General features: G+C 24.6%; 5 protein-coding genes and 2 pseudogenes. 1 reads left to right on the forward strand and 6 read right to left on the reverse strand.

The window, feature by feature from the left end; genetic code table 11:
- Nucleotides 1-66: 66 nt before the first annotated feature.
- The 6 genes and pseudogenes from DB318_RS05830 to DB318_RS05855 all read right to left on the reverse strand — a co-directional run.
- Nucleotides 67-877 (reverse strand): annotated as a pseudogene (locus DB318_RS05830) (YqaJ viral recombinase family protein); the annotation flags it as partial.
- Nucleotides 878-1568: 691 nt separating this feature from the next.
- Nucleotides 1569-2180: a Bdr family repetitive protein gene (bdr, locus tag DB318_RS05835; RefSeq protein WP_031478408.1), complete on the reverse strand. Its 612-nt coding sequence runs from the start codon at nt 2178-2180 to the stop codon at nt 1569-1571.
- Nucleotides 2181-2192: 12 nt separating this feature from the next.
- Entirely contained in the window at nt 2193-2714 is a 522-nt protein-coding gene (locus DB318_RS05840; protein ID WP_031478410.1) for a chromosome replication/partitioning protein, read from the reverse strand.
- A gap of 39 nt (nt 2715-2753) precedes the next feature.
- Nucleotides 2754-3503 (reverse strand): ParA family protein, encoded by a 750-nt coding sequence (locus tag DB318_RS05845; RefSeq protein WP_031539935.1) that lies wholly within the window; start codon nt 3501-3503, stop codon nt 2754-2756.
- Nucleotides 3479-4048 carry a DUF226 domain-containing protein gene (locus tag DB318_RS05850; protein ID WP_151060901.1) on the reverse strand — a complete coding sequence of 190 codons (570 nt, stop codon included), beginning with the start codon at nt 4046-4048 and terminating at the stop codon, nt 3479-3481. Before DB318_RS05850 ends, DB318_RS05845 begins: the two co-directional genes overlap by 25 nt.
- 9 nt (nt 4049-4057) lie before the next feature.
- Entirely contained in the window at nt 4058-5149 is a 1092-nt protein-coding gene (locus DB318_RS05855; protein ID WP_151074474.1) for a plasmid maintenance protein, read from the reverse strand.
- Nucleotides 5150-5541: 392 nt separating this feature from the next.
- On the opposite strand from DB318_RS05855, the pseudogene DB318_RS05860 reads away from it, so the two are divergent.
- Nucleotides 5542-5934: pseudogene (locus DB318_RS05860) on the forward strand (ERF family protein); the annotation flags it as partial.
- Between the last annotated feature and the right edge of the window lies 1 nt (nt 5935).

Consider the following 5935-nt stretch of genomic DNA (forward strand, 5'->3'; position numbering starts at 1 on the left):
TATCAATATTGTTGGATATTAATAACTTAGCTTGATTGTTTTTAACAATTTCAGTTCTTATATTGAAAACTTCACGTTCACATTTAAGAAGAAAATTAAGCACTTTTGATATTAAAGAATCGTTTCTCTTTATCTTACAATTAACTGGTGCAGCGTCTATTAAAAAGAACAAATTACAATACTCAAGTCCAGTACATGCTAGTTGCATTTGCGCCTGCACATAGTATTTGAAAAAATACTTACTACTTAAAAAATTGCCATTTTTATTGTACGCTTCAATAGCGCTACTCATATAATTAGAATCACTACTCTTAATCTCTAAAAGCTCTATATCACCATTAATATTAATAAACCATCCATCAATTGTTGCGCCTACTAAAGGTTCAAAATTGTCTATTTTTTTGAAATAATTATATTTATCAACACCGTTGGCATATTTATTTTTGTACAAAACGGCAATATTATCACCGTACGCCTTAACAAATTCTCTAAATCCTAAATTTTCCAATTCTTTACCTTTTAACATGTATAAATTCTCTTCAAAAGGTAAACTCATGCCAAAATATTTAAGCACACTATTTATCATTACGTCTTTAAGACCAGCGCCACCAATTACAACAGTCCCCACTTCACTAGCTCCATATTTATCAAGCTTGCTTCTTTGCAAACTAAAATCAATATTACGATTAAATCTAAAACACTCTTGACTACTTATTCCTGGTAATTTTTTACCTATCTTACTTAATTTGCTTTTTTCTTTAATGGGAAGAGCTTTTTCCTCAAATACTTCACATCCAGTAAAACTTTGTTGTTTAACATGTATCATGTTGGACACTCCATTTTGTATATTTTCTTGATTTTTTTCTGTGTGTGACATAATCGTCAACCTCCTGAAATTAGATTTAAAAAAAATTATATAACAAAAACTATTTTTGTCAATTTTTTTACAAAAATTTTTGTAAAAAAATGAGAGCTTAGCCAAATTCTCTACTTAAAGAACTAAGCTAAACCCCACTAAATTGAGTTTATTTAAAATAATAGCAATCCTTTATAGCTATATTATATAGTATAACAAAAACCTTTTTTGTCAATTTCTTTATAAGAATTTTTGCAAAAAAATGAGACTTAACTAAATTCTTTACTTAAAGAACTAGTTAAATCCCACCAAAATGGAGCCCTTGTTTTATATATGCGACACAACGAACATATCATGTAATATTGACTATATTATAGAAACCGTTTTTGTAAACTTTTTACAAAAATTTTTACAACAAAATAAATACTTTATTAAATTCTCTTATTAAAGAACTTAATAAAGTATAGTGGATTTAGCTTAGCTGAATTCACTTTAAAAAAAATAATTTTTTAAAGTTTTTAGCAGTTAAACATAGTATAATTTAGAATTAAAATCAATTTGTCTTTTTACAAAAAAAACTTATTTAAAGTCTTTTGTTAAAAAGTTCGAATAAGTTCTAATTTAGAATAGAGCAAAAATAAAATGTTATTTTATAGTAATGTTCATCAGTATTATAATATATTACTTAAAAAGTAAATTATAAATTATTCCATTATTTAATGAATTGTAAATATTTCATAAATAAAGCATTTAAAATTGGCCCGATAATTGCAGCTGTTAATATCATAAAGTGCACCATTCTGTTCCCCATATTAAGATCTTTACGTAAATCCTTTACTTCATTTTCAATCTTATTGGTAAGTTCACTTTTAACATTGTCTATCTTAGTATTTAAATTAGATATATCCTTTTGCAAACTCTTCTCTACATTATCTATCTTAGTATTTAAATTAGATATATCCTTTTGCAAACTCTTCTCTACATTATCTATCTTAGTATCTAAATTGAATATATCCTTTTGCAAACTCTTCTCTATAGCATCTATTTTACTATTTAAACTCTTCTCTACAGCATCTATCTTAGTATCTAAATTAGCTATGTCTTTTTGTAAATTCTTTTCTACATTATCTATCTTAACGTCTAAATTAGATATATCTTTCCGCAAATTCTTCTCTGTATTAATTATTTTCTCTTTTAAAAATTCAAAGTTGTAATTATCATTATGAAGAAAAACAAAATCTATTGCCTCCTCACTAAACCCAATATTTAAAAATTCATTTCTTATGTTTTCTATATTATATGTCCTATACGCTAAATTGTTCATAAAATCCCCTTATTATCCTCTTAATTCTTTATATTTCTTTAAAAGCTTCTTAATCAAATCTTTTTGATTTTCAAAAATCTCATGCATCATAAAACTTGTAAATTTTGCATTACTTTTGTAGAAATCGTAACTTTCTTGAGTTTTCAGTTGGAATCTTAAAGGTTTTATTGGGTTTTGTTTAGATTTTTTTAAAATACTGGGTGATTTTCTTAAAAACGCAATTGTTTTTGTAACACCATTTTCTATTACATAAGCCTCTTCCAAAACACCTTCTTCTATTGCATTTGCTATTTTTAAATAATCATATGCTTGACTTCTTGCCAAGTGATAATCCTTAATAAAGTCTTCAAATGTTCTATATCCATCTAATTTATAATATTCGTTATCTTTTATCTCTTTTAATATCTTAATAACTTCCATTTTATAATAAATTTCTTGTTGAAAGTTAGATTTTAATCTTTGTTTTAAATTTTTATAACGTTCTTCTCTTTCATTCAATACTTCTAAGTTTCTTTTGTTAACTACTATATCCATGTATTAACTCCTTTTATTTAAAATAATAACCATGTCCATTTAAATGGACATGGTTATTATTTTAAATTTGCTTAATATATTTTTATACTCTAACATATAATCTCTATTTAAGTTAAATAAATCGTCTTTTGCTATTTTTTTATTTAAATCTTCTCTTTCTGAAACTAACCCTAAAAAATTCTTATTATCTTTTAGAGAATTAAATAATGATTTATGAGTATTGTTTTTCCTAAATCTGGTTATTATTAAGAAAATTGGAATATCAATAGCCAAATCACTAATTGAAAACTTTAAAAGTTCCAAACTCTCAACTGCCCATTTTTCTGCTGTTATTGGCACTATTACATAATTGCTACATACTAATGCATTGGTTAGTGTGTAGTCTAAACTAGGATTTGTATCAATTATTATATAATCATAATTGGATTGTAAGTTTAATAGCTGCTTTTGTAGCTTAATTTCTTTAAAAGTTATAGCTTCTTTATTAAATTTATGTAAACTTAGATAACTGGGTATCAGATCTAAATTATTATTAATATTTATGACTGAATTATCAATCAATATATTGCCTTTTAAAATCTCATATATATTTTTTTCAAGTAAATTAAATTCACTTTCTATTATTTTTTTATAAAAATAACTTGTAACTGATGCTTGCGTGTCCATATCAATTAAGAGAACTTTACAATCATTAGCCAAAAGAGTTGAAAATATAATTGCGCTCGTGCTTTTGCCAACGCCACCTTTAATTGACGCAATTGTTATTATTTTAGGTTTTTTATTATCCATTTTGTCAGTGGTCCTTGTTCTGGGTATTTTTTCCCATAAAATTCATATATTTTTTTTTCTAAATCTGTAAACATGCTAAATAATATTTTATTGTAGTGATTATTCATTCTCTCTTTATCTAATAAGCGATATAATCCTTTAAAGTAGAAAAAAACACTACCAGCCTTAAATCTAACTTCCATATAATATGCTTTTGCAAATCCATAAGATTTTCTATTCCCGTTTGTTTCATACTTTACAAAAGTCTTTTTTATTGGTTTTCTAAAACCGTAAAAAATTCCAATAAATTTATCTCCTTCTTTAATGGGATATAAATGTGTTTCCTCAACAATTCTTTCTCCATTATGCAAGGCTCTTAATGACACTCGAAATTCATTTTTTTTCTTTTTTTTATTCTCATAAACTCCAAATTTATAAACGTCCATCATTATTTTTGTATGGTACATGGCTTTACCATTTTCTTTTTTAATTAAAATAAATCGTTCTTTATTTTGGCATTCAACTTTACATTTTCCTTTTTTGGTTGGTTTTAGTGTACTTTCCATACTAAATCCTCATACAACTTCTTTTAATATTAAAGAATTATTTTCATTTTTTGTTAATTCTAATAATTCATCATAATATGTACTAAATACTTTATTATATTCTAATTTCTTTTTGCTATTCAAATAAGTTTTTATAATTGGCTTTAGAATTTTAATATTTGTCGTTTTTTCCAATCGCTCAATAAGGATATTGAAAATGTTTATCTTTATATGCTCATAATCTTTTTGTGGATTTTCTTTTTTCAATTCAATTGATTTTTCTAATTTAAGCTTTATTTTGCTTAGATCGCTATATTTTTGATATTCAATAATAAAATGCGGCTTATTTTTGTAAATTTCATATATTTTTTGGGTATTTATTTTCAATTGCTCGGGATTGTACCCTTTTTTTTCTAATTGTTTTTGAATATTTTTTAGAATTTCTTTTAATTTATTTTGCTTATTTTTAAGACAAGATTTATTAAAATGTATATTTTTATTCTTTAGTAGTTTAATCTCAATTATTTTTGAGACTTTAAGCATTTTAATTTTCAAGTCTTTATTAATATCTAATTTTAAAATAAAAGGAAGAATTTCTTTACATTTAAAGTTACATTTATTGGAATATTTTATTATTTGAAACTTTTCTATCTTTTTATTCTTTTCTTCTTTTATATTATTATTTTTATTACTTAAACACTCCTTAAAATTTACACTCCCATTTTTAGTAAATTTCTCTTTAAGGCCTATTTCAACTCTTTTCCTGAACCTTGAATGTTTTTTCCCTAAAAAGAATTTGTTTATCTTGTAGTGACACTCTTTTTTTTCATAATTAAGTTTATAGTAAATTTCAGTACCACAATTTACCCCCATATGTTTGTAGTAGTTTGTTGTGACTTTAAATTTTTTTTCTAATTCGTAAAGATAATTTTGCAGTGTTTTTAGTTTAACGGGATTTTGACCATTTCTTTTTAGGTTTTTATTAAAGTAATAGAGTATGGTTTTTTGTGTATATTTTGGATATTTTTTGTTTACATATTCTAGAGTGGAGATAAGAACTATTAATTTATGTTGATGCTTATTGTAGCAATTTAGACTTTTTTTATTGGTTGATATTGACATAACCGTCAACCTCCTGAAATTAGATTTATAATAATTAATATTATAATGCAAAATTTTGATTTAAAAGTAAACACTTTTCGGAAAAAATATTAAATTCTAATTATTAATTTTATTAATAAAATATATTTTTTTATAAGTTCGTAAATGATAAATTGATTTTAATTATAAATTGGTTTACACTACAAGTAACGTAGTTGTTTAAATATTGACATTTGCGACTACCTGAATTAGATAATTTACAAAAAATGTAATGTAAGGGTTTAGCTTAGTTCTTTGATAAAGAGAATCTAGCTAAGCCCTCATTTTTTTGCAAAATTTTTTGTAAAAAAGTTGGTAAAAATAGTTTTTGTTATATATTTATTTATAAATCTAATTTCAGGAGGTTGACAATTATGTCAAACATAAATAATCAAGAAAATATTCAAAATAATATACAAGCAAAAATAAGCTTCAGAAAAGATATGAAAACCCTAAAAATGAATTTACCAGGGATTGACAAGAGTCTTAAAGGATATGGATACAAATACCAGAATTTTAATGAAATAGTTAGAGAAATAAAAAACGTTATTAATAAGCACAATTTGGAGCTTGATTTTGAGCAATTCCCAACCTTTACACATGATCCATATGGTAGAGTGCATGTTGTTAGGACCACATTTTACAGCACAATCAGTGGGTATGAAGAGTCTTTTGATACACCAATACTTACAGAAAATTTACAATGGAATAATGAAAATGGGTCTAAAAGTGTAAATACAACGCCACAACTAGTTGGTTCAGCTATTA

It is taken from the genome of [Borrelia] turdi, from assembly GCF_008828755.2.
GTDB classification, from domain to species: domain Bacteria; phylum Spirochaetota; class Spirochaetia; order Borreliales; family Borreliaceae; genus Borreliella; species Borreliella turdi.